Here is a 23122-nt window from a genome sequence, read left to right as displayed (position 1 = left end):
CTGGCAAAGGAGATCGGAAATATGACCAAGAGATGGCCCCTGGTGGCCGTGGCGGCTGCCCTCGCACTCGCCGGATGCTCGAGCGACCTGCCCGACGACACGGCCCCTGGCGGCGGGTCGTCCGGCTCTGACACCCGTAAGTCGGAGTTCTTCGACCAGGCCGAGTACGACCGCCAGCTCGCGTTCCGCAACGCCACGCCGCAGGGCCCGGACGGCAAACCGTGGGAGCAGATGCTCGAACCGGAGATGGTCGACACCGCGAAGTTCGCCAAGCCCGGCGGGAAGTACACCCTGTGCTTCTCCAACGCGGCGGTGGACAACCCGTGGCGGCAGGTGGGATTCAAGACCATGCAGCAGGAGGTGAAGCTGCACCCGGAGATCACCGACTTCGTCGTGCTGGACGCGGAAGCCAAGGACGACAAGCAGATCAGCGACCTCCAGTCGCTGAGCGGCCGGAACTGCTCCGCGATCATCATCTCGCCGAACACCACCGCCACGCTGACGCCGGCCGTCGAACAGGCGTGCGCGAGTGGCGTACCGGTGATCGTGTTCGACCGGGGCGTCAACACCAGCTGCCCCGTCACGTTCATCCACCCCATCGGCGGCTTCGCCTTCGGCGCGAACGGCGCGGAGTTCCTCAAGGAGAAGGTCAAGCCGGGCGGCAAGGTCCTCGCCCTGCGCATCCTGCCCGGCGTGGACGTGCTCGAGCAGCGGTGGGCGGCCGCCAACGAGATCTTCGCCGGTAGCGAGCTGGACGTGGTCGGCGTGGAGTTCACCGACGGCGACGCGGCCAAGACGAAGAGCATCGTGGCCGACTACATCCAGCGCGAGGGTGAGATCAACGGCGTGTGGATGGATGCCGGCGCGACCGCCGTCGCCGCGGTCGAGGCGTTCCAGGACGCCGGTGTCGACGTGCCCGCTGTCGTCGGCGAGGACCAGCAGGACTTCCTGCGGCTGTGGGTCGACGAGGGCCTGACCGCCGTCGCGCCGACCTATCCCACCTACCAGTGGCGCACTCCGGTCATCGCCGCGCTGAAGATCCTCAAGGGCGAGCAGGTGCCGAAGGAGTGGGTGCTGCCGCAGCCGCGGATCACCAGCGACAACGTCCGGGAGTATGTCAAGCAGGACATGCCGCCACTGCACTACGCGATGTGTGGCTGCGAGGGCATGCCGGGCTACCCGGGGCCGTGGAAGTGAGCGGACATCCGCTCGGGGTCAACACGTGGGTGTGGACCTCACCGCTGACCGACGCGACCCTGGCCGCGCTCGCGGCCAGGGTCGCGGGGTGGGGCTTCGACGTGCTCGAACTCCCGGTGGAGAACCCGGGCGACTGGGACCCGCAGCGGGCCGCGGGAGTGCTCGCCGACCATGGCCTCGGCGCCACCGTGTGCCTCGTGATGCCACCCGGTCGGGAACTCGTCGGGGCGGACGAGGCCACAATCCGGTCCACGCGGGACTACCTGTTCCGGGTGGTGGACGCCGCCGCGACGGTCGGCTCGGCGGTGATCGCCGGGCCGGCGTACGCCTCGGTCGGCCGCACCTGGCGGCTGTCACCGGGCGAGCGGACTGCGGCGTACGCGCAGCTTCGGGAGAGCCTCGCCCCCGTCGTGGACCACGCGGGCGCGGCCGGGGTCACCGTGGCCGTCGAGCCGCTCAACCGCTACGAGACGAGCCTGCTCAACACCGTCGGGCAGACCCTCGAGGCGATCGGCGACCTGCCGCACTGCGGGGTCGCGCTCGACCTCTACCACCAGAACATCGAGGAGACCGATGTCCCGGCGGCGATCCGCGCGGCCGCCGGCCGGGTGGCCCACGTCCAGGTCTGCGGCAACGACCGCGGCACGCCCGGCGTCGACCACCTGGACTGGCCGGCCATCCTCGCCGCGATCGACGAGGCGGGCTACACCGGCCCGCTGTGCATCGAGTCGTTCACCGCGGAGAACGCCACGATCGCCACCGCCGCCTCCATCTGGCGGCCGCTCGCCGAGAGCCAGGACGCGATCGCCGTCGACGGCCTGAAGTTCCTGCGGGCGGTGATGCCGTAGGCCCACCGCCAGCTGCACCCGGTCCGGCGGCGCCGGCACGCCGCACGGTCACGACAGCATCAGTTCCTCGCGTCCCAGGGAGGTACACCACCCCATGAACGTGACCTGGCGTCCCCGGTGGGGACGGTTACTCGCGATGCCGGTCGCCGTCGCCGTCGCACTCGCACTGTCCATGATCGGCACGCCGCCGGCGGCCGCGCACCCGGGCGCGCACGGCGACGCCCACGTGCTGATCTTCACCAAGACCACCCAGTTCCGGCACGCCGAGGCGATCACCCAGGGCGTCCCGGTGCTACAGGCCGCCTTCACCGAAGCTGGGATCACCTCCGAGCACACCGAGGACTCGGCGATCTTCAACGACGAGGACCTCGCGCACTTCGACGCCCTGGTGATGTTCCAGGCCTCCGGCGACCCGTGGACCGCCCAGGAAAAGGCGGCGATGGAGCGCTACATGCAGGCCGGCCACGGCATCGTCGCCATCCACAACGCGACCGACATGCGCGGGAACTACGCGTGGTGGGACAGCATGATCGGCACGCTGATGCCCGGCCACGCCGCCACCGGCAGCAGCCCCGGCCTTCCGGGCACCGTGCGGGTCGAGGATCAGACCCACCCGTCGACCAGCCACCTGCCGCAACGGTGGGATCGGGCCGACGAGTGGTACAACTACGCGCTCAACGTCCGCGGTGACGCGCACGTTCTCGCCACGATGGACGAGACGACGTACGACCCGGGCGGCAACGCCATGGGCTACGACCACCCGATCTCGTGGTGCAAGCCGTACGACGGCGGGCGTGCCTGGATGACCGGCATGGGCCACTTCGGCGCGCACTACACCGGTGAGACGCGGCTGGTGCAGCACATCGTCGGCGGCGTGAAGTGGGCGGCCGGCATAGCCGAGGGCGACTGCGGCGCGACCACCTGGGACAAGTTCGAGCGCGTGCCGCTGGACCAGAACACCAGCGCGCCGTACGCGATGGACGTCGCGCCGGACGGCCGGGTGTTCTACACCGAGCTGGTCCGCGGCGAGATCCGGGTGTACGACCCGCGCAACCAGACCACATCGACCGCGATCACCATCCCCGTCTACTCCGGCGGTGAGGACGGCCTGCTGGGCATCGCGCTCGACCCGCACTTCGCGGACAACGGCCACCTCTACCTCTACTACTCGCCGGCGAGCAGCGACGACACGAACCCGGAAAACTTCGTCAACCGGCTGTCCCGGCTGACCGTCGGCGCCGGCTCGCAGATCGACCGGGCCAGCGAGAAGGTGCTGCTGGAGGTGCCCGCGCGGCGGCTGCCCGACGAGCCGGGGCACACCGGCGGCGGGCTGGACTTCGGCCTGGACGGCAACCTCTACCTCGGCGTGGGCGACGACGTGAACCCGCACTCCGAGCCGTCCGGCGGCTACGCGCCACTGTCGGAACGCGACAACACCTTCCACGACGCGCGGGCGACCTCGGCCAACACCAACGACCTGCGCGGCAAGGTCCTGCGGATCCACCCGGAGGCGGACGGCACCTACTCCGTTCCCGAGGGCAACCTGTTCCCGGCGGGCACCGCGAAGACCCGCCCGGAGATCTACGCGATGGGCTTCCGCAACCCGTTCCGCTTCGCCATCGACCCACAGTCGGGTGCGCTGGCCGTGGCCGACTACTCGCCGGACAACGGCAACGACAACCCCGACCGCGGCCCGGCGGGCATCGCCGAGTGGAACCTCATCACCGAGCCCGGCTTCTACGGCTGGCCGCTGTGCATGGGCGACAACGAGCCGTTCCGGGACGTCGACTACCGGACCAACCCGGTGACCGTCGGCGGGTACTTCGACTGCGCCAACCCAGTCAACGACTCGATCCGCAACACCGGCCTCACCCAGCTGCCGCCAGCCAAACCGGCGAAGATGTGGTACGGCTACAAGCGCTCCTCGGTGCCGTCGGTCATCCCGCAGGGCGGTGGACTCGCGCCGATGGGCGGGCCGTTCTACCAGTACGACCCGGACCTGAAGTCGGACACGAAGTTCCCGGCGTACTACGACGGCAAGCCGTTCTTCTACGAGTGGTCCCGCAACAAGATGTACTCGATCATCACCGACGGCGACGGGGGCGTGGAGAAGGTCAACCCGTTCCTGCCGGAGGAGCAGTTCCTCGCGCCGATCGACTCGAAGTTCGGCCCGGAGGGCTCCCTGTACGTGCTCGACTGGGGTGGCGGCTTCGGCCGGGACAACCCGAACTCGGGCCTGTACCGCATCGACTACATCTCCGGCTCCCGCTCGCCGGAGGCGAAGGCCACCGCCACCCCGGATTCCGGGCCCGCGCCGCTTGAGGTGCGGTTCGACGGCGCGCCGTCGTCCGACCCGGAGGGGGAGCAGCTGACGTACGCGTGGGACTTCGACGGCAACGGCACGGTCGACTCGACCGACCGGGCGCCGACCCACACGTACGCCGACAACGGCGTCTACGACGCCCGACTCACGGTGGCCGACCCGCACGGCAGGACCGGCACCACGACCGTGCCCATAACCGTCGGCAACACCCGGCCGCAGGTGCGTTTCGAGCTGCCGCCCGACGGCGGGTTCTTCGACTTCGGTGACGAGGTCAGCTGGAACCTGTCGGTCACCGACGCCGAGGACACCCAGATCGACGATGCCGACGTGGTGATCCAACCGGCGCTCGGCCACGACGAGCACGCCCACCCGGCCGAGCCGCTGCACGGGCGCACCGGCACGGTGGCCACCTCGCTGGGCGGCGGGCACAGCGACGACATGAACGTCTTCTACGCCCTCGACGGCCGCTACACCGACTCCGGCGGCGCCGGCGGGATCCCCGCGCTCACCGGGTCGGACACCACGCTGCTGTTCCCGAAGCAGCGGGAGGCGGAGTTCTTCGACTCCTCGCAGGGCGTGACCGTGGCGCCGTCGCGGGACGTTGAGGGCCACGCCGACGCCATCACCGGCCAGAACGGCGCCTGGGCGTCGTACGACCCGGTGAACCTGCGCGGCGTCGACAAGCTGGTCCTGCGGGTCAGCGCGGCCGGTGCGGGCAGCGTCGAGCTGCGCCGCGGCGCTCCGGACGGCGCGCTGCTGGGCACCGCACAGGTGCCGGCGACGCCCGCCGGCCGTTACGCGGACGTACCGGTCGACGTCACCGACCCGGGGGAGACGTTCACCCTGTACGCGGTCTTCCCCGGCGCGGGGGAGCGGCGGCTGAACTTCATCGAGGCCGACGGCAAGGGCGTCTCGCCGACGAGCAAGCCGAAGGTCGCGGTGACCGCCCCGAGGCCGGACGACGATCTGGAGCCCGGCGCGATCCAGGTCACCGCCGACGCGAGCGATGCCGAGAACACGGTCACCAAGGTCGAGTTCTTCGTCGACGACACCTCGATCGGCACCGACACCACCGCGCCGTACGAGGTGACGTGGAACGCCACGACCCAGAAGCGCTACCAGCTGACCGCGGTCGCCACCAACGACAAGGGCGCCAGCACCACCTCCCGCATCGTGGAGGTGGAGGTCGGTGACCTGTACGGCGACTGGCAGACCTTCAGCAACACCGACGCCACGTTCGAGCGGCCGGACACCGACACCTGGGTGATCAACTCCGGCGGCGCGAACATGTGGCAGGGCACCGACCAGTACGGCTCGGTCTACCTGCCGGCCGCTGCGGGCAACGAGTGGACGGCCACCGTCAAGATCGAGCGGCAGGGCAACTCCAACCCCTCTGCCAAGGCCGGGCTGATCGTCCGCAACGACGTCACCCAACCGGCCAGCTCGCCCGGCTACGCGGCGATGACGATCCGGGCCGGCCTCGGATTCGAGTGGTTGCGCGACACCGACGGCAACGGGCAGCTCGATGCCAGCACCGGAGCCAGCACGACGAGCTACCCGGCGTGGGCGCGGATCGTGCGCGACGGCAACCAGTACCACGGCTACTGGAGCAAGGACGGGGTGACCTTCACCCGGGTCGGTGATCCGGTGACGCTGACCGGCGCGGCGAGCCCGCAGGACATCGGACTCGCGGTGACCGCGCACAGCACCCTGGCCACCAGCGAGGTGGAGTTCTCCGGGTTCAGCCTGGTGGACGAGGCCATCCACCCCGAGCCGGAACCCGAGCCCGAGCCCGCACCGGGCTGCGTGGTTAAGGGCTCGGACACTTTCGACGGCGCCGCGCTCAACACCACCCGCTGGACGGTGGCGCGCAACGCGCCGGACCGGCCGGTGCGGGTGGCGGACGGCGTGCTGGCGCTGCCTGTCACCAACGGTGACATCAACGAGGCCGCGTCCGGCCCGATCAGCTACGTCGGCCAGCCGGTGCGGACCGGGGCGTGGACGGTCGAGACGAAGGTGTCGATCCCGCACAGCCGGGAGTGGCAGCATGCCGGCCTGCTGATGCACGGCACCGACAACGACTACGTGAAGCTGGCGTTCACCCGCAGCTCGTCCGGCGGGCGGCTGCTCGAGTTCCAGACGGAGGCGGCGGGCACCAGGACCTGGCACGCCAACCTGGCGGTACCCGCCGACTTCCCGTCGGCCGTCCACCTACGGCTGGTGAGCGACGGAACGAAGCTGACCGCCGCGTACTCGACCGACGGGCAGACCTGGACGGCGCTGGCCGGTCAGGCGACGCTGAACCCGCGCGCCACCATCGGCCCGATGGCCGCCGGCGACACGGCGGCCGGCGAGGTCGACGCGGTGTTCGACCACTTCACCGTCACCCCGGACTCGACCGACGACGGCGTACGCGCGCCGAGCGACGAGTTCGGCGGCGACGCGCTCGACGGCTGCCGGTGGGACCAGGTGGTGCGCTACGACTCGACGAAGGTCGCGGTGGCCGACGGTCAGCTGCGGATCGAGACGCAGCCGGGCGACATCAACGGCGACAACTCCGCCTCGCCGCGCAACTTCCTGCTCCAGGACCTGCCGGACGGGGACTGGACGATCCAGACCCGGCTGACGCCGACGATGCTGCACCGCTGGCAGCTCGCCGGGTTCCTGGTGTACGCCGACGACGACAACTACGTGAAGTTCGACGTGCTGGCGACGAATACCAGCGGCTCACCTGTCGACCTGCGCGCCGAGCTGGTCTCCGAGCGCGACGGGCAGTTCGGCAACGGCGGCAACCGGTCGATCGACGTCGCGGAGGCGACCGAGAGCGGCTGGTACGACCTGCGGCTGAAGCGGACCGGCAACACCTACTCGGCCGAGATCAGCGACGGCGGGGTCAACTGGACCTCGCTGGGTGACCCGGTGACCAACGACGCCGCGATGACGTCGTTCGGTCTGATGGCGCTGGGCCCGGAGCAGGTGTCGCCGGTGACGGTGGCGTTCGACTACTTCCGGCTGGTCGACACGACGCCGCCGTCGGTGTCGGTGGTGGTCGACCCGGCGGCGCCGAACGGCGCGAACGGCTGGTACGTCTCGCCGGTCACCGTGTCGGCGAGCGCGACGGACGACAGCAGCGGCCCGCTCCGGATCTCCTACGCGGTCGGCGACGGCGAGTGGGTGGACTACCGGCAGCCGGTGGCGGTGACCGAGAACGGCAAGCGCGAGCTGCGGTTCCGGGCGGTCGACGAGGCGGGCAACGTCTCGCCGCAGTCGGTCGTGTCGGTGCAGGTCGACTCGGCTGTGCCGGTGGTGTCGTTCGGCGGTGTGAAGGACGGCGGCTCCTACGAGTTGGGTGCGGAGTTGCCGGTCACGGCGTCGGCGCAGGACCCGGCGTCGGGCGTCGCGTCCGTGCAGGTGCGCCTGGACGGCGAGCCGGTCACGGGGGCGGTCGCGCCGACCGCGGGCACCCACCGGGTGACCGCGGTGGCGACCGACAAGGCCGGCAACGTGGTGGAGTCGACGGCGTCGTTCGAGGTGGTGGCGACGTTCGCGAACACCGGGGCGCTCATCGAGCGGTACCGCGCGCAGAAGCTGGTCCTGCCGCACCGCGCGGCAGCCCTCAAGGTTCAGCTTCAGGTGGCCGAGCGGATGGCGAAGGCCGGTCGCAAGGCGCAGGCCGAGGCGGCGCTCGACCGGTTCGCGTCGTTCGCCGCGACCGTCGCCGACGAGCGGGCGCGCACCCAGTTGCTGGCGGCCGGCGTGTACCTGAAGGCCCACCTGTGAGGTGATGACGTCGAGCCGGTGCCGGCCGGCTCGCGACCGGTGCCGGAGCACGCCTCGCGTGCTCCGGCACCCGTGTCGTGGACGGCCCCACGGGTGGCGGGCAGCCCGGCTTGATCCACTCGGGGTCACTGAAGTCGCGGTGTCCGCCGCCGGCGACACCCCGACTTCATGGGAGCCGAGTCGATCACGGCTGGTGCGGGCGCGTCTGATCGTCCTTCGCGTACGCGCTCAGACGCAGCTCTCTACTCGGGGTTCTTGGAATCCAGGAGGAGCCCGAGCGCCTCGACGACGAGGCGGTGGTCGTCGAGTTGAGGCAGGCCCGAGACGGTGACGGTGCCGACCGGGCCGGTGCCCCGGAGGATGATCGGGAAGCAGCCGCCGTGCGCGGCGTACCGGGCCGGTTCGAGGTGGGACTGCTCCTCGAAGGTGGTGCCGCGGTCGCGGTAGGACTGGCCGACGAGGTAGGAGCTGTGTCCGAACCGGCGGACGACGCGGATCTTGCGTTCGATCCAGTCGTCGTTGTCGGCGGTGGTGCCGGGCAGCGCGTAGTGGAAGATCTGCTGGTCGCCGAGGCGGATGTCGACGGTGACGGAATGGCCCCGCTCCCTGGCCAGCCTGACCAGACGATCTCCCAGGTCCCAGGCGTCGTTGTGGTCGAAGCGGTCGAACTGGAGGCGTTCTTCCTGCTCCTGAAGTTCTGGCGTCACGGTGTACCGCTCCCTTGCTCGATCGTCGCAACGATCTAAGCAGAGCAGAGAACCCGGCGCGGCCGCACGGTGTACGGACTACCTCAGCGGGCGGAAATGGTGCCGCACCGCATAGTGGAAGACCGCCTCACCGAGCTCCGCGCCGTCGACGTCGGCGCTGCGGAAGTGGACACCGCCCCAGACACGCGCGCCGATGAGCTCGTCGAGCGCCTCGGAGAAGCTCTCGAAGTGCCGGGTCGTCCCGGAGTCCGCGCTGGATCCGCTGAAGGAGACGTCGTCCCTGCCGAAGAAGTGCCGGTACAGCGACATTCGCGCGCCGGTCCCGCACGCGTGGCCGGACGGGTACTCGGGGAAGGGTGGCGTGACGAGCAACGGTGTCCAGTCCGGGTCCGCCGCCGTCCGGGGGTTGCCGTCCGTGTCGGCCTGCTGGATGGCGGTGACCGGACGCCAGTAGCTCCACTGCTCCTTCTGGCTGAAGCAGGCAACTCCCGAGTCGGCCACGATGAGGTCGGTCATCGCGAAGAAGCGCGCGGTCTGCAGCGCGTTCAATCGCTGGGTGGTGGCGAGCTGACGCTTGATCTCCCAGGAGGCGGACTGCCGGTCGTGCCACCAGAGCGCGGCCTCGGTCTGGTCCTGGGTGCGCACCGTGCTGGACGCCGAGCCGACCTCCCTGGCCTCGGCAACCTCCCGGGCATACGCCTTGCTGGTCAGCGGCGGCGGGCCAGGCGCGCGGAACAGAGACGCGCGGGGGAGCAGGAACGGGCGCATGTGCCCCGTCCAGGCCCCCTGGGACAGGAACAGCGGCGGTGTGGGACGCCACTGGCCGGGCTCGGTGCCGACCGTCCACTGCTGGTCGCCGAACGCGCCGTCGTCCTGTCGCGCGGCGACCATCGCGGCCGCGGCCCGGCCCCCGACCCGGATGCCGCCCTGCTTCGGCGGGCCGTCGGGGATCGCATCGAGCGCCTCGTCGTACTCTGCCCGGAGCCGTTCCTGCTGGTTGGGGAAGAGGGCGGCGAGCACACCGTGGGCAGCGGTGGCGACGGCCGCGTCCACCGATTCTGTGCCCCGGGCCGCCGGCGCGACCAGGTACGGCTGGTAAGGCTTACCGGCGATCGCGTTCACCGCGTCGTAGACCGCGCCGTTCACCATCGCGAAGCTACGCACCTGCTCGTTCGGCTGCTGCGCCGCGACGTCCCAGATCGCTGTCTGCGCGTTGAGGTCCCAGCTCACGACCGGATTGGTGGTGCCGGTGCCGGGGGCGGGAGCCCCGGCCGAGGCGGTCGCCGCCGGAGCGGTGGCCGCGAGCAGCGCGCCGAGCGCGACGGACGTGGGGAGGGCGCGGGACCAGAATCTCCGGCGCGCCGGACGGCGGCTCGACATGGGTTCCCCCGATGTTGATCTGCGGTCGGTGTGGCCGGCAACGGGCAACCGTCGACGGCGGACTGCACAACAAAATCAATCGATGATGATGAACCTAACACGAAGCTCTACTGTGGGCTGTCCCGCTATTTATCACCGGAGTTGCCCAGCCCCTGCACGAAAGATCGGAAGTCAGGTGCGAGCGGAAGCTCGGATCGCCTGTCCGCGTCGAACCAGGTGACCGAGGGCGCGCCCTGCGGGCCTGACTTGCGGTAGTCGAGGGCGATCCAGGTGTGTCCGTCACCGGCGAGCAGAACGGTGGGTACGGGCAGGTCCCATTCCTTGAGCAGGTAAGGCGTGTCGAGAATCGACAAGGTCCCCTCAGCTCGGCCTATCCCCATCACGCACTCGAACGGCACATGCTCGCTTGAGGAGGTGGCTCCGCCGGTTGGGTATGAGGACCACTCGTCGGCAACCACACCGCCGTTCTGAATCCGAAGCAGGTCGAGCAGGGCCGCGGGGAGTTTCACGCCAAGGAGGCCTTCCGCGTCCCGGATGGCTGACTGAGTCAGAGGAGGCTGACGACCGTGAGGACTGTCGCTCCAAAAGGACGCCGTTATCTGGTCGAAGCGAGTCACGAACAGCAGCGTACGGCCGCCCGAGCACTCACCTGATCTCGCGGAGGCCTGAGACTGGACAGCAGGTTGCCGGTGGGGTGGACCCTCTCAACTCCGTCATGGGGCCGCCCGGCGTCTCTCATCGAGGGGCGGGCGGCGTGTGGGTATCGACCACCGACACGGCCTTTGACGCTTAACAGCGGCGTAGCCACCAAGGATCATCATCGGGCGTTTGAGGGTTGTGATAAGTACGCCTCACCAGGGCGTCATCCAGGCGGTCGACAACGACTCGGAGCTCTCGCGCGGCATGGCCGGGCAGCATGGCGACTGCCTCTTCCAAGCGCAGCCGTGCCCAGCCTTCGCCACAGCAGGAACAGGTGAACTCCGCTTCCCACGGTCTCCACCGACGCTGGATGCCGGATGCATGCGCGCCCCATACGCTGACCGCGGCGGCCACCATGCCTGGCAGCCAACGCCGCCCCTCCAGCGAGCGGACAGCAGCGTTCGCGGGACCGGAGAGTCCAGGAACATCCCGATAACGGATCCACGGGCTTCGCGTAATCGGCACGCGGCGACGAAGCGATCGAGGCCGCCTACGAGGCACGGCCCCTTCTGTGGAAGGTCACGCCTCAGATCCTCTCACGAAGGTCAACAGGCACTTAGCCAGCCGAAGCGACGCCCCAGCCGGGCAGCGAACCCTTCTGAAACACGGCCTAGCACGACCAACCTCAAGTGGCTGCCGATTGCGACCCTGTTACCGGCTGTCAGCCAGCCCGGTTCCTCGGTTTTCGGAACTGGTGACCCGCGGCCTGCCGGCGAGAGCACTGCACGGACAGTCACTCAACTGGCGGCTCGGTGGCCTGCGGTGCGCGGAGACGTTGATCCAAGCTCCGGCCTCACGTGTGACGAGCGCGTACCGGCTGCTGTACTCGACATCGGGGTCCAGGTGGACGACGGTGAGCGGTGAGTCGGCGAGCGGTGGTGTCTCGACGTTGACCGAGTAGCGGGTACGGATCACGGTTTCGTCGGGCCCCTCCTCGTCGACGTCGATGAGCCAGGGCGGGTTGCCGGGCGGCCACACGCCTGAAGCCCACCATTCATACCGCAGCTCGACCTCCCCGTCGGCCGGGCAGTCCCAGGCCAGGTGACTCACGGTGGCGCCGCCCGCGTTGGCCCATGCGCTCCAGCCGGTGCCGTCGGGCCGGAGGGCCAGCCAACTCGACTCCATCACGCCGTAGTCGTAGGGCTCAGTGGTCCACATTCCCACCAGCCGGTCGTCCCGCATGCGGCGCATCATCTCATCGGTACGAATGAGTGCCCGACGAGCGGCGCGCACCCCGGCAGGTCGTACGGCCCGCCGGGGTGCGCGTTTCAGCGCGAACTGCCGGGGTGCTCGGCGGCCGTCACGGCCACGGGTACAGCACGAGCGTCCACGACGACGCGGAGTCCTGCCGGCAGGAGTAGGCGCTGTAGATCTGCTGGGCGTAGACCCAGTCGTCGCCGACCTCGTCGCAGCCGGTCGCGGAGGGGTAACTTCCGCCGTTGAGGACCTTCTGCAGCATCTTGCTGGTCACGTAGTCGGCGACCTTGTTGCCGGTGGATACGCCGTAGTCGGCGTCCCACTGGTAGTGCACGCCGAGGTAGATGCGGCTGCGGGCGTTCTCGATCGCGGCCGCGCTGAAGCTGGTGAAGGTGCGGGTGACGCCGACGGCGTGCGGGTCTTCGGTGGTGGCGGTGAACGAGATGTTGTCGGTGCCGAAGTAGCGTTCCATCGTCCTGGCCCAGGCGGCGCCGAAGGTGGCGTGACCGGAGACGTACGCGGGGAACGGTGGGCTGAAATTGACGCCGTTGCGGTCTGCGGAGAGCGGACGCCACGCGGTGTCGGCGGTGGTCTGGGCGTTGCCGTCGGTGCCGGCGAGTTGGATGGCGGACTCGGGGCGCCACAGGTCGATGTTGGTGAGGTACTTGGCGTCCCAGGAGGCGATACCGGCGTCGGCCATGGCGCCGGCGACGAGGGCGAACAGGCGCAGGTTGGCCATCTGGTCCAGGCCGCGCTGGGCTGACACGATCCGGGTGTGGGCGTACAACTGGCCCGGCGGCTTGTAGGTGCCGTCGAGGTCGTTGGCCCAGAACCAGGCGATCTGGGTCTGGGTGGCGGTGCGGGTGGAGCCGGTGGCCCGGCCGAGGCTCTTGACCTCGTTGACCTGGCTGGCATAGGCGGAGCTGCTGAGCAGCGCCGGCATCGTCGAGTACCCGCCGGGCAGTCGGGGGCGGAGACTGGTGAGTTTGTACGCCTCCGAGGCGCGGGAGAACATCGTCACGTTGCCCCAGTTCGGCGTGGCGGCGTTGCCGGACCCGGTCGGACGCCAGTAGCCGGGGCTGGTGCTGGGCGTGTACGCCGTGTTGTTCGCCGAACCGTCACTCTGCCGGTAGCTGAGCATGTTGGTGCCGGCCTTGACGCCGATGCTGCGCCCCTGCTGTTGCGAAGCGTCGGCGGGAATGCCGTCCTGGGCCGCGGTGAGATCCGCCGCGAAGCTGATCGACGGATAGAGCCCGGCCAGAACGGTATGTGCGGCGTAGTCGATGGCCGTCTCGACATCGGGATTGGCCCAACCGCCACTGATGCTGTTGTCGCCCGTGTAGTCGATAGCCAAACAGTCGAACGCGTTGTAGCTGCCCGACTTGTAGCAGTTAATGGTATTGACGGCGTTGTACATCGCAAGGTGCATCATCGCGCCGGAGCGGGCCAGTGGGCCGGGCGCGCCGCCGGCCGACCGGTAGGTCTTGAGGAGCACGTCGTTCCAGTGCAGGACGTGGTCGCCGATCGGCGCTGCCTGGGCCGGGTTGGCGGTGGCCGCCACGCCGATCGGCGTGAGCAGCAGGACGAGCGCCGTGATTAGCGCGCGTTTCAGGGATTTTCGCACGACTTTCCCGCTCCCTCGTTTTCTGATGGATGCCGTACCGGACGCGAGTCTTTAAGCCGGAAGCGACGGGCAGGCGACGGGGAGATCACGGAAAAGCATCGAAAAATAGGAAAGCATCAATGCATATGGAAGTCGGATTTCCCATGGTTTTAGATGACTGTCTTCGATGAATCACGATCCCGGCCCGGCCCTCCCGCATCGGTTCGACGTGAGCCGGTCGCCGGCCCCGGGCGGCGACCCGGCCAGCGGGATCGTCACGATCGGTACTGAATTGATTGCCGCCGGCAGTGGGCACATGATCCATTCACCTGGCAGGGTTGGTGGATGGCCGCGCTGCTCCGCTCCCGACTGACCGACTGGACTGTCTCCGTACCCGTGCTCGCCGTCCTGGTGCTGCTCGGAACCTGGGGCCGGGACCTGGCCGGGCCTCTCGTCGTGGTGGTCGCGGTGCTGCTCGGTGGCGCGGTGCTGGCGGCCGTGCACCACGCCGAGGTGGTCGCCCACCGGGTGGGGGAGCCGTACGGCTCCCTGGTGCTCGCCGTCGCGGTCACCGTCATCGAGGTCGCGTTGATCGTCACGCTGATGATCAGCGGGCCGGAGAAGACCCAGTCGCTGGCCCGGGACACCGTCTTCGCCGCCATCATGATCACCTGCAACGGCATCCTCGGCCTGTCCCTGCTGCTCGGGGCGCTGCGCCGGCGGGTCGCGCTGTTCAACCCGGAGGGCACCGGCGGGGCGCTGGCCACCGTCATCACCCTGGCCACCCTCAGTCTGGTCATCCCGACCTTCACCACCAGCCGGCCCGGCCCGGAGTTCAGCCCGGCCCAGCTGACCTTCGCCGCCATCGCGTCGCTGGCCCTCTACGGGCTCTTCGTGCTGGTGCAGACCGGCCGGCACCGCGACTACTTCCTGCCGGTCGACAGCGCGGGCCAGGTGGTCGACGAGGAGGCGCATGCCAAACCGCCGTCGACCCGCGACGCGCTGATCAGTCTGGGACTGCTGCTGGTGGCGCTGGTCGCGGTGGTCGGCGATGCCAAGACCGTCTCCCCGACCATCGAGGCGGGGGTGGCCGCGGCGAACCTGCCTCACGCCTTCGTGGGCGTGATCATCGCCCTGCTGGTGCTGCTGCCGGAGACCCTGGCCGCCGCTCGCGCCGCCCGCCGCGACCGGGTGCAGATCAGCCTGAACCTCGCACTCGGCTCGGCGATGGCGAGCATCGGCCTGACCATCCCGGCTATCGCGATCGCTTCGATCTGGTTGGAGGGGCCGCTGCTGCTCGGCCTCGGCGGCACCCAGCTCGCGCTGCTCACGCTCACCGCGGTGACCGGCGTGCTGACCGTGGTGCCCGGGCGGGCAACCCTGTTGCAGGGCGGCGTGCACCTGGTCCTGCTGGCCGCCTTCGTCTTCCTGGCCGCCAGCCCCTGACATCCAACCCGGCAGGAGCGCCGACCTGCGCCAGGTCGGGCCGGCGAGCACGCGACCTACCAGGCCTCCCCCCGGTTCGGCGCTCAGTCGGCGTCGCGCAGCCGGTCGGCACGGGCGTGCAGGTAGCGCTGCTGCGCCAGGTTGGTCGAGCGGGCGGCTGCCGCGAGATAGGCGTCCCGGGCGCCGGACCGGTCGCCGACCAGCTCCAACAGGTGCGCCCGGGCGGCGGGCAGCCGTGGGTCGTCGCTGAGTCGACCGTCGGCGCGGAGCCGGTCGAGCAGCTCCAGTCCGGCCGGCGCGCCGCAGCTCATGGCCACCGCGACGGCATGGTTGAGCGCCACCACCGGGTTGTCGGAGAACCCGAGCAGCACCTCGTAGAGGGCGGTGATCTGCGCCCAGTCGGTCGCCTCAGCGCTCCGCGCCTCGTCGTGCACGGCGGCGATGGCCGCCTGCACCTGGTACGGCCCGACCGGCCCGCGGGGCAGCGCGGCGCTGACCAGCGCCACGCCCTCGGCGATCTGGTCGGCCTTCCACCGGCGGCGGTCCTGTTCGGCCATCGGCACCAGCTCGCCGTGTGGCCCGATCCGGGCCGGTGCGCGGGCGTCGGTGAGCAGCATGAGCGCCAGCAGCCCGGTGACCTCCGGATCGTCCGGCAGCAGCCGGTGCACCAGCCGGGCCAGCCGGATCGCCTCGGCCGACAGATCCGCTCGGAGCAGTCCGGGCCCGGACGTGCGGGCGTACCCCTCGTTGAAGATCAGGTAGAGCACGTGCAGCACGGCGGCGAGGCGGGCCGGCCGCTCCGCCCCGGTGGGCATCCGGAACGGCAGGCCGCTGTCGCGGATCCGCTGCTTGCCACGGGTGATCCGCCGGGTCATCGTCGCTTCCGGCACCAGGAAGGCCCGGGCCACCTCGGCGGTGCTCAACCCGCCCACCGCACGCAGGGTGAGCGCGATCTGGGAGGCCGGGGAGAGCGCCGGATGGCAGCAGAGGAAGAGCAGGATGAGACTGTCGTCGCCGTCGGTCGGCGGTTCGTCGGCGGGCGACGCCATCCGGTCGCCGGGCAGCACCCACCGGTGGACGGCATCCTCCCGGCGGGCCCGCGCCTGCTCGCGGCGGAGCAGGTCGGTCAGCCGGCGCGCGGCGACGGCGATCAACCAGGCCCGGGGATTCTCCGGTACGCCGTCGCGCGGCCAGCCGGTCGCCGCGGCGATCAACGCCTCCTGGGTGGCGTCCTCGGCGGTGTCGAAGTGCCCGTAGCGGCGGACCAGCGCGCCGAGGACCTGCGGCGCCAGCGGGCGCAGCAGCTCCTCGACGCGTTCGCCGGTCACCGGTCAGCCAGCCAGGTCCTCGAAGCCGTCGAGCACCGGACGCACGTCGACGAACCCGCCGGCCGCGTCCGGGTCGACGAACCCGGCGGCGATCTCGGTGGCCCGGTCGAAGCTGGCGCACTCGACGATGGTGTAGCCGGCGAGCACCTCTTGCGTCTCCGGATACGGCCCGTCGGTGACCACCGGCACGCCGCCGGTGAACTGCACCCGCCGGGCGTGCGCGGGGGCGCTCAGCCCACGCGCGTCAACCAGCTCGCCGGACTCGGCCAGCGCCTGGTGCACCTTCTCCATGTGCGCGTGCATCGCCGCGACCTGCTCGGCCGTCATCGGCGGCTTGTCGGTGGGTAGCCCGGACAGCAGGTCGTAGTCCTGCTGCGAGCCGTACAGCATGATCATGTACTTCACGTTGCGCTCCTTCCGTCGGCGCCGGCGCGGCGCCGCTCACCGGAGACGTCGAGGCTGGCCCCCGGTTCCGGACATCCGACTGCGCGTCAACACACCCGTCCCGTGCCGAGCAGCGCGGCCGTGGGCAGCCCGAGCAGCCCGTCCGGGCCCAGGTGGGTGGCGGTGAGCCGGTCGTACTGTTCGCGGACCCGCCGGCGCAGCCGCTCCGGCGCGTCGCTGAGCAGCAGCCCGAGCTGGCCGATGCCGTTCGCCGGCCCGGCCCACCAGTCTTCCCGGTCCGCGCGGTGCACCCAGGACAGCGTCTCGCAGCGCACGTCCGTCAGCCCCGCGCCACGCAGCAACCCGGTCACTCCCGCCGGGGTCCGGTCGAAGTTCCGCTCGGCGGCCACGCGGGGCAGGTCGGGGCGCGGTGGACCGCCAGCCGCGTCGTAGACCTGCCCCCAGAGCCGTTGCAGCGGCGGCTGCGGATGCGGCCAGACGGTGAACGCCACGAGCCCGCCCGGGCGTACCACCCGGCGCAGCTGCCGCACGGCGGCGGCCGGGTCGCCGACGTGGTTGAGCACGAAGTTCGCCACGGCCGCGTCGAAGGTGCCCGCGGGGAAGGGCAGGTGCGGCAGCGCGGCCCGGACGAAGCGCGCGCCGGAGGCGGAGCGCCGGGCCGAGGCGATCATGCTCTCCTCGGCGTCGACCGCGGTCACCGTCGCGCCCCGTCCGGCGGCGAGCCCCGCGACGGTGCCCGGCCCGGTGCCGACATCCAGCAGCCGGGTGCCGGCCCGCGCCCCGGCCGCGTCCAGCAGCGCGTCCGCCGGGTGGGCGCAGAGCCGCCCGAAACTGCGGGCGTACGCCTCGGCGCGGCCGACCCAGCGGTGGCGCTCGTGATCGTCGAAGCTGCTCATGGACGGCGAGCGTAGCGGCCGACGTGCTCGGCCCGCTTACCGTCGAGGCATGACCTCGTGGGTGGTACTCGGCACCATCGCACTGATCGCACTGATCATGGCCGGTTGCTTCGGCTACGTCGCCTGGCGGGATCGTCGCCGGGTCAGCTCGCCCGACGACGACGCGGCCGCCCGGGACGCCCAGCACTGGCACGAGACCGGAGGGCACTCGTCGCGCGAGGGGGCCTGGCTGCGCAACATCCGCGACCATCAATGAGGTCTGCGGCGCGGCCGGACTCCGCCCGGCGGGTGGGTCAATCCGGTCGTCGCCCTGTTGAACCGGCCGGGTTCGCCGGCCGTAGAGCACTCCGCATGCCGGACTGAGCGTCGGGGTACTGGCTGCGGCAGACACGGACGCCGGGGAGGCCACTGTGGGGACACGCCCAACACGTCATTCGCGCGGCCTGCTGGCCGGCTTCCTGGTCGCGCTGGTCGCCTCGGCCGGCTGCTTCGTCGGTGGTGTGTCCGACCCGCAGGGCCAGGAGCCGGGCGGTGCGGCCTCGGCAGGGCCGCCGGACCCGTCGGCCACCCGGGCCGACGGCACCACCAGTGTCGAGGAGTTCACCCAGGACGTCGCCGGCGCGCAGGCGGTGGCCGAACGCTACTGGACGGCCCAGTTCCGGACCTCGGGGGAGCGGTTCCAGCCGATCCGGCGGATCACCGCCTACCAGCGGGAGGGGCAGGTGTCCTGCGGCGGGCAACCGCTGCCGCGCAACAACGCCGTCTACTGCTCGCAGGGCGACTTCATCGCCTACGACGTGAACTGGTCCGTCGCCGCGTTCCGGCAGATCGGTGACGCGTTCGTCTTCTACCTGCTCGGCCACGAGTACGCGCACGGCGTCCAGGTGCGCCTGGGCATCCGCTACGACTTCACCATCCAGCAGGAGCTGCAGGCCGACTGCATGGCCGGCGCCTACCTCGGCGACTCGGTGCGCGCGAAGGCCCTCACCCTGGCCGAGGGCGACCTGGAGGAGTTCCGGGAGGGGCTGGCCGCGGTCGGCGACGACCCCGACCAGCCGTGGTTCGCCGAGGGCTCGCACGGCACCGCCGAGCAACGGACCGACTCCTTCTTCCGCGGCTACGAGCAGTCACTGAAGGCCTGTGGCCTGAGCTGAGCGGGTTTGGTGTTCGTCACCTCGGCCGATGCCGGCCCGACCTGCCCAACCGGGCCCTGAGAGGATCCGGGCATGTCGGTCACCACGCTTGAGGAAACGCTGAGCAGCCCGCACCCCGCCGCCGTGCTCTTCGACATGGACGGCACTCTGGTCGACAGCGAGAAGCTGTGGGACGTCGCGCTGCAGGAGTTGGCCGAGGAGTACGGCGGAACGCTCTCCGAGGCCGCCCGCCGGGCGATCATCGGCACCAGCATGGCCGCGTCGATGCAGATCGTGCACGACGACCTCGGTCAGCCCGAGCGGGATCCGGAGGCCAGCGCCGCGTGGATCAACGCGCGGATCCTGGAGCTGTTCCGCACCGGGCTGCGGTGGCGTCCCGGCGCGCTGGCGCTGTTGACGGCGGTCCGCGCGGCCGGCATCCCGACCGCCCTGGTCACCTCCAGCGGCCGGCCGCTGGTCGAGGTGGCCCTGGACACCCTCGGCCGGGACAGCTTCGACGCGGTGGTCTGCGGCGACGAGGTCGACGCGGCCAAACCGCACCCCGAGCCCTACCTGACCGCCGCCCGGTTGCTGGACGTGCCGATCGAGCGGTGCGTGGCGATCGAGGACTCCGCCACCGGCGTGGCGAGCGCGCTGGCCGCCGGCGCGGCCGTGCTGGCCGTACCCGCCGAGGTGCCGCTGCCCGCCACCGAGGGCGTCCACCAGTTGGCGAGCCTGACCGGCGTGGACCTGGAGCTGCTCGCCGCGCTGCTGGGGCAGCGACCCGCCCGGCGTTGACGCAACGAGGGGCCCCCGCCGACCGGCGGGGGCCCTTCGTCGTTGGACGGGTCAGTCGTGGGCGATGGCGCCCAGGACGTTGATCCGGGCGGCCCGGATCGCGGGGAGGACCGCCGCGACCACGCCGACGATCGCGGCGAGGCCGAGGAAGATCCCCATCTGCGACCAGGGCAGGATCAGGTCGGTGATCCCCTCGTCCTTGAGCGCCTCGACCACCGCGGCGCCGAGGCCGGTGCCGACGGCGACGCCGAGCAGCGCGCCGAACACCGAGATCACCACCGCCTCGACGGTGATCATGCGCATGGTCTGCGCTCGGCGCAGCCCGATCGCCCGCAGCAGGCCCAGCTCCCGGGTGCGCTCCAGCACCGACAGCGCCAGCGTGTTCACGATGCCCAGCACCGCGATCACGATGGCCAGCGCCAGCAGGATCTGGATCATCGTGAGCAGCCCGTCGAGCTGACCGGTCTGCTGATCGATGAACGCGTCCCGGTCGGCCACCGACACCTCGGGGGAGTCCGCGAGCAGCGACTCCACCTGCGGCTGCACGGACGAGACCGAGGTGCCCGGGGCCAGCTGCACGAAGCCCTGGATCGGCTGCGGGACGGTGAACTCCCGGGCCGCGTCGGCCGGCAGCGTCACCGGGTTCAGCAGCTGGGAGCTTTCGTAGATGCCGGTGACGGTGTACGTGCGCGGCTCACCCCGCTGCGCCTGCACGCTCGCCGTGGAACCGACCGACAGATTGCGCGACGTCGCGGTGTCGGAGCTGACCAGCATCTGCCCCGGCGCCAGGCGGCTGATGTCTCCCGCGGTGGCCTTCGCGGCGAAGATCTGCTGCAGCGCGGCCGGGTCGCTGCTCGCGCCCGCCCAGGTACTCTCACCGTTGATCTTCACCATGTCGCCGTACTCGCCGTCGACCAGCTGGACCCCGGGGATCGCCGCCGCCTTCTCCAGCACCGACGGGTCGAAGCTCGGCGGACGCGGCCCGCCCTGCACCCCGGCGATGACCAGCTCGGCCTTGATGTTGTCCTGGGCCAGCGCGCTGATGCTGCCCTTCGCCGAATCCAGGATCACCGTCACGCCGGTGACCAGCGCGATGCCGACCATCAGCGCGGCGGCGGTGATCGCGGTGCGGCGCGGGTTGCGCCCGGAGTTGAGCCGGCCCAGCTTGCCCGGCACCGACCAGGCGAAGATCGCGCCGAGCAGGCTCACCACCGGCCGGCTGATCAGCGGAGTCAGCAGCGCCACCCCGATGAAGGCGAAGAGCACCCCGCCGAGGATGGTGGGCAGGGTCTGCCCGCCGGCGTTACCGCTGAGCCCGAGGAAGAGCAGCACCGCGCCGACCGCGGTGACCAGCGCGCCGGCGACCGTGACCTTCGTCAGCGGCCGGTCCGGGGTGGCCACGTCCTGCATCGCCGCGATCGGCGGGATCCGGGACGCCCGCAGCGCGGGCAGCAGCGCCGCCACCACGGTGATCACCGTGCCGACGCTGAACGCGCCGATCACCGCGGCGGCCGGCACACCGAGCCCGGCCAGTGTGAGCCCGCCGGCCAGGTTGCCGAAGACCCACGCCAGCAGCGCGCCGATGCCGATGCCCGCGGCCAGGCCGAGCACCGAGGCGATGAGGCCGACCGCGATCGCCTCCAGCACCACCGAGCCGATGACCTGGCGGCGGCTCGCGCCGATGGCCCGCATCAGCGCCAGTTCCCGGGTGCGCTGCGCCACGATGATCGAGAAGGTGTTGAGGATCAGGAACGTCCCCACCAGCAGCGCCACCGCGGCGAAGCCGAGCAGGATCCGGTTGAAGAACTGCAGGCCCTCCTTCAGGCCGGCGGCCTGGTCGGCGGCGACCTGCTCACCGGTCTTGACGTCGAAATCCGCGCCGAGGGCGCCGGCGACGTCGTCGCGCAACGCCTCCGGGGTCACCCCGCCGGCGGCGGTGACGGTGATGCTGCTGAACGTGTCCGGGGTGCCGAGCATCAGCTTCTGCGCCACCGGGGTGGTGAACATGACCTCGTTCACCCCGCCGATCGAGTCCCGGTCACCGCTGTAGCCGAAGAGGCCGACCAGCGTGAAGTCCCGCCGCTTCGACTCGAACGCGGTGAGCACCCCGACCCGCTCGCCGACCTTGACCTTGGCCGCCTGGGCCAGCCCCGCGTTGATGACGATCTCGTCGTCGGCCTGCGGAGCGCGGCCCTCGCGCAGCCGGAGCAGCTCACTCTCGCCGGTCCAGTTCTCGCCCAACTGGGGCGGGCCGAACGAGGTGACGACCTTGCCGTTGCTGCCGATCAGCCGCGCGCCGTCGGCGTTGACGATGCCGACCGCGTCGGCCACCCCGGGCACCTGCTTCACCCGGTCGACGGTGGCGGCGGGCAGCGGCGCCGCCACCTGCTCGCCCTCCATCTCGTTGACCGCCACCTTCGGCTTCCCCGCGACGTTCACGTCGATCTCGGAGAAGCCGTCGGCGAAGACCGCGTCGAACGACCGGCCGAGGGTGTCGGTGAGCACGAACGCGCCGGAAACGAACATCACCCCGAGCACGACCGCCAGCCCGGAGAGGATCAGCCGGAGCTTGCGGGCCAGCAGGCTCTTCAGTGTCGCCCGGAACATCAGCCGCTCACCTCGGCCGGCGCGTCCAGCTTCTTCATGGTGTCCAGCACGGTGTCGGCGGTCGGCTCGATCAGCTCCGAGACGATCTGCCCGTCGGCGAGGAAGACCACCCGGTCGGCGTACGCGGCGGCGGTCGGGTCGTGGGTGACCATGACGATGGTCTGGCCGTGCTCGCGTACCGAGTTGCGCAGGAAGTTGAGCACCTCCGCGCCGGAGCGCGAGTCCAGGTTGCCGGTCGGCTCGTCGGCGAAGATCACCTCGGGTCGGGAGACCAGCGCGCGGGCACAGGCGACCCGCTGCTGCTGGCCGCCGGAGAGCTGCGCCGGGCGGTGGTCAAGCCGGTCCCGCAGGCCGACCGTGTCGATCACCGTGTCGTACCAGGCCGGGTCGGGTTTGCGCCCGGCGATCGACATCGGCAGCAGGATGTTCTCCTTGGCGGTCAGGGTGGGCAGCAGGTTGAACTGCTGGAAGATGAAGCCCACCTTGTCCCGGCGCAGCTTGGTCAGCCCGGCGTCACCGAGGCCGGTGACCGTGGTGTCGCCGATCGCCACCGCCCCCCGGGTCACCGTGTCCAAGCCGGCCAGGCAGTGCATCAGCGTCGACTTGCCGGAGCCCGACGGGCCCATGATCGCGGTGAACCGGCCCCGCTCGAACTCCGCGCTGACCCCCCGCAGCGCGATCACCTGAGCCTCGCCGCTGCCGTACACCTTCCACACGTCGTTCGCCCGGGCCGCGGCCTGCGCCTGGTGGCCTACCGTCGCGGTCACGTCATCTA

The 23122-nt window shown here is 70.9% G+C and carries 17 protein-coding genes; 7 read left to right on the top strand and 10 right to left on the bottom strand.

Features of this window, described 5'->3' with window-relative positions; translation table 11 throughout:
* Positions 1 to 21 precede the first annotated feature (21 nt).
* The 3 genes from ACIBBA_RS15040 to ACIBBA_RS15030 all read left to right on the top strand — a co-directional run bounded on the left by ACIBBA_RS15040 (position 22) and on the right by ACIBBA_RS15030 (position 8148).
* Positions 22 to 1197, top strand: coding sequence for a substrate-binding domain-containing protein (locus ACIBBA_RS15040; protein ID WP_396697437.1), 1176 nt, complete (start codon positions 22 to 24; stop codon positions 1195 to 1197).
* Complete coding sequence (locus tag ACIBBA_RS15035) at positions 1194 to 2045, top strand: sugar phosphate isomerase/epimerase family protein (protein ID WP_396697435.1); 852 nt, start codon at positions 1194 to 1196, stop codon at positions 2043 to 2045. The genes ACIBBA_RS15040 and ACIBBA_RS15035 overlap by 4 nt, the downstream gene beginning before the upstream one ends.
* 136 nt (positions 2046 to 2181) lie before the next feature.
* On the top strand, positions 2182 to 8148 hold the full coding sequence (locus tag ACIBBA_RS15030; RefSeq protein ID WP_396697433.1) for a ThuA domain-containing protein: 5967 nt from the start codon (positions 2182 to 2184) through the stop codon (positions 8146 to 8148).
* 242 nt (positions 8149 to 8390) lie between these two features.
* Here ACIBBA_RS15030 and ACIBBA_RS15025 read toward each other — a convergent pair whose 3' ends face one another.
* From ACIBBA_RS15025 to ACIBBA_RS15005, 5 genes are all read right to left on the bottom strand, one after another.
* Positions 8391 to 8855 (bottom strand): heme-degrading domain-containing protein, encoded by a 465-nt coding sequence (locus ACIBBA_RS15025; RefSeq protein WP_396697431.1) that lies wholly within the window; start codon positions 8853 to 8855, stop codon positions 8391 to 8393.
* A 78-nt stretch (positions 8856 to 8933) separates the two neighbouring features.
* Complete coding sequence (locus ACIBBA_RS15020; RefSeq protein ID WP_396697429.1) at positions 8934 to 10235, bottom strand: vanadium-dependent haloperoxidase; 1302 nt, start codon at positions 10233 to 10235, stop codon at positions 8934 to 8936.
* A 125-nt stretch (positions 10236 to 10360) separates the two neighbouring features.
* The gene (locus ACIBBA_RS15015) at positions 10361 to 10852 is read right to left on the bottom strand and encodes an SMI1/KNR4 family protein (RefSeq protein ID WP_396697427.1); all 492 of its coding nucleotides are present in this window, start codon (positions 10850 to 10852) and stop codon (positions 10361 to 10363) included.
* Between the two features lie 733 nt (positions 10853 to 11585).
* Positions 11586 to 12116, bottom strand: a complete 531-nt coding sequence (locus tag ACIBBA_RS15010; RefSeq protein ID WP_396697425.1) for a hypothetical protein — start codon at positions 12114 to 12116, stop codon at positions 11586 to 11588.
* 118 nt (positions 12117 to 12234) lie between these two features.
* On the bottom strand, positions 12235 to 13755 hold the full coding sequence (locus tag ACIBBA_RS15005; RefSeq protein WP_396697423.1) for a phosphatase PAP2 family protein: 1521 nt from the start codon (positions 13753 to 13755) through the stop codon (positions 12235 to 12237).
* A gap of 324 nt (positions 13756 to 14079) precedes the next feature.
* Between ACIBBA_RS15005 and ACIBBA_RS15000 the strand changes: the two genes are divergently transcribed.
* Positions 14080 to 15180 carry a calcium:proton antiporter gene (locus ACIBBA_RS15000; RefSeq protein WP_396697421.1) on the top strand — a complete coding sequence of 367 codons (1101 nt, stop codon included), beginning with the start codon at positions 14080 to 14082 and terminating at the stop codon, positions 15178 to 15180.
* Positions 15181 to 15263: 83 nt separating this feature from the next.
* On the opposite strand, the gene ACIBBA_RS14995 is transcribed toward ACIBBA_RS15000, so the two are convergent.
* The 3 genes from ACIBBA_RS14995 to ACIBBA_RS14985 all read right to left on the bottom strand — a co-directional run bounded on the left by ACIBBA_RS14995 (position 15264) and on the right by ACIBBA_RS14985 (position 17809).
* Positions 15264 to 16508, bottom strand: coding sequence for an RNA polymerase sigma factor (locus ACIBBA_RS14995; RefSeq protein WP_396697419.1), 1245 nt, complete (start codon positions 16506 to 16508; stop codon positions 15264 to 15266).
* A 3-nt stretch (positions 16509 to 16511) separates the two neighbouring features.
* Positions 16512 to 16904: a YciI family protein gene (locus tag ACIBBA_RS14990; RefSeq protein WP_396697494.1), complete on the bottom strand. Its 393-nt coding sequence runs from the start codon at positions 16902 to 16904 to the stop codon at positions 16512 to 16514.
* 95 nt (positions 16905 to 16999) lie between these two features.
* A complete protein-coding gene (locus ACIBBA_RS14985; protein ID WP_396697417.1) occupies positions 17000 to 17809 on the bottom strand; it encodes a class I SAM-dependent methyltransferase in 810 nt (269 codons plus the stop codon).
* A 49-nt stretch (positions 17810 to 17858) separates the two neighbouring features.
* Between ACIBBA_RS14985 and ACIBBA_RS14980 the strand changes: the two genes are divergently transcribed.
* From ACIBBA_RS14980 to ACIBBA_RS14970, 3 genes are all read left to right on the top strand, one after another.
* Positions 17859 to 18065 (top strand): hypothetical protein, encoded by a 207-nt coding sequence (locus ACIBBA_RS14980; RefSeq protein WP_396697415.1) that lies wholly within the window; start codon positions 17859 to 17861, stop codon positions 18063 to 18065.
* 154 nt (positions 18066 to 18219) lie between these two features.
* Positions 18220 to 18963 carry a neutral zinc metallopeptidase gene (locus tag ACIBBA_RS14975; protein ID WP_396697413.1) on the top strand — a complete coding sequence of 248 codons (744 nt, stop codon included), beginning with the start codon at positions 18220 to 18222 and terminating at the stop codon, positions 18961 to 18963.
* A 123-nt stretch (positions 18964 to 19086) separates the two neighbouring features.
* Positions 19087 to 19740, top strand: coding sequence for an HAD family hydrolase (locus ACIBBA_RS14970; RefSeq protein WP_396697492.1), 654 nt, complete (start codon positions 19087 to 19089; stop codon positions 19738 to 19740).
* Positions 19741 to 19791: 51 nt separating this feature from the next.
* Here the strand turns inward: ACIBBA_RS14970 and ACIBBA_RS14965 are convergent, their stop codons facing one another.
* Positions 19792 to 22347, bottom strand: a complete 2556-nt coding sequence (locus ACIBBA_RS14965) for an ABC transporter permease (protein WP_396697411.1) — start codon at positions 22345 to 22347, stop codon at positions 19792 to 19794.
* Positions 22347 to 23114, bottom strand: coding sequence for an ABC transporter ATP-binding protein (locus ACIBBA_RS14960; protein ID WP_396697409.1), 768 nt, complete (start codon positions 23112 to 23114; stop codon positions 22347 to 22349). Before ACIBBA_RS14960 ends, ACIBBA_RS14965 begins: the two co-directional genes overlap by 1 nt.
* Positions 23115 to 23122 lie beyond the last annotated feature (8 nt).

The organism is Micromonospora sp. NPDC051006 (assembly GCF_044456245.1).
Taxonomy (GTDB): Bacteria; Actinomycetota; Actinomycetes; order Mycobacteriales; family Micromonosporaceae; genus Micromonospora.
This window is presented reverse-complemented; position numbering and strand designations above follow the sequence as displayed.

Coding starts and splice junctions, on each gene's coding strand:
- ACIBBA_RS15040 (WP_396697437.1), top strand. CDS start 22: ATGACCAAGAGATGGCCCCTGGTGGCCGTGGCGGCTGCCCTCGCACTC.
- ACIBBA_RS15030 (WP_396697433.1), top strand. CDS start 2,182: ATGCCGGTCGCCGTCGCCGTCGCACTCGCACTGTCCATGATCGGCACG.
- ACIBBA_RS15020 (WP_396697429.1), bottom strand. CDS start 10,235: ATGTCGAGCCGCCGTCCGGCGCGCCGGAGATTCTGGTCCCGCGCCCTC.
- ACIBBA_RS15010 (WP_396697425.1), bottom strand. CDS start 12,116: ATGCGGGACGACCGGCTGGTGGGAATGTGGACCACTGAGCCCTACGAC.
- ACIBBA_RS15000 (WP_396697421.1), top strand. CDS start 14,080: ATGGCCGCGCTGCTCCGCTCCCGACTGACCGACTGGACTGTCTCCGTA.
- ACIBBA_RS14990 (WP_396697494.1), bottom strand. CDS start 16,904: ATGATCATGCTGTACGGCTCGCAGCAGGACTACGACCTGCTGTCCGGG.
- ACIBBA_RS14985 (WP_396697417.1), bottom strand. CDS start 17,809: ATGAGCAGCTTCGACGATCACGAGCGCCACCGCTGGGTCGGCCGCGCC.
- ACIBBA_RS14980 (WP_396697415.1), top strand. CDS start 17,859: ATGACCTCGTGGGTGGTACTCGGCACCATCGCACTGATCGCACTGATC.
- ACIBBA_RS14965 (WP_396697411.1), bottom strand. CDS start 22,347: ATGTTCCGGGCGACACTGAAGAGCCTGCTGGCCCGCAAGCTCCGGCTG.